Below are 462 nucleotides of genomic sequence, written 5' to 3'. Positions count from 1 at the left end.
GGGTTGACCTCCTCCCGCGCGTAAGGCCGACCCCGACGCCTGACGGGAGTCAGCGCAGTCACTCGAACACCGGCCGCCTCTCCTCGCCCGTCAGCCCCTCCGTCTCGTAGTAGAGCAGGTCGAAGGCGAGGCCGCAGTCGCGACACTCCGCCGTGTTCCCGATCAGCTCCGACCGCACCATCCTGTCGGTGTCCGCCGGCGACTCCCGCTGGACGGGTACCTCGACACTGACCCCACAGCTCGGACACGAACACTCGATCGAACGCTGTGCCATACCGAGCCCATTGGTACGACTATCGTATTATTATCTCTCTGATAGTCGGTTCCGCGAACAGCTGTCGACACCTTAGCAACGGCGCAACCGGCCGCCGGGACGTCCGCACCGACCGGCGGGTTCGCTGGGGGCGCCGGTTTATCAACCTGGTAGTAATCCCCATGTCACCTGTATGCATTACCCGTGGC

1 protein-coding gene is annotated in these 462 nt (G+C 64.3%); it reads right to left on the bottom strand.

Annotated features, from left to right (window positions below):
- Positions 1 to 58 precede the first annotated feature (58 nt).
- Positions 59 to 274, bottom strand: a complete 216-nt coding sequence (locus tag EXE48_RS18230) for a hypothetical protein (RefSeq protein ID WP_137712175.1) — start codon at positions 272 to 274, stop codon at positions 59 to 61.
- Between the last annotated feature and the right edge of the window lie 188 nt (positions 275 to 462).

This window comes from Halorubrum sp. ASP1, from assembly GCF_005435135.1.
Classification (GTDB): domain Archaea; phylum Halobacteriota; class Halobacteria; order Halobacteriales; family Haloferacaceae; genus Halorubrum; species Halorubrum tropicale.
The sequence above is the reverse complement of the archived record's forward strand: the minus strand, read 5'-3'. Positions and strand labels throughout refer to the sequence as shown.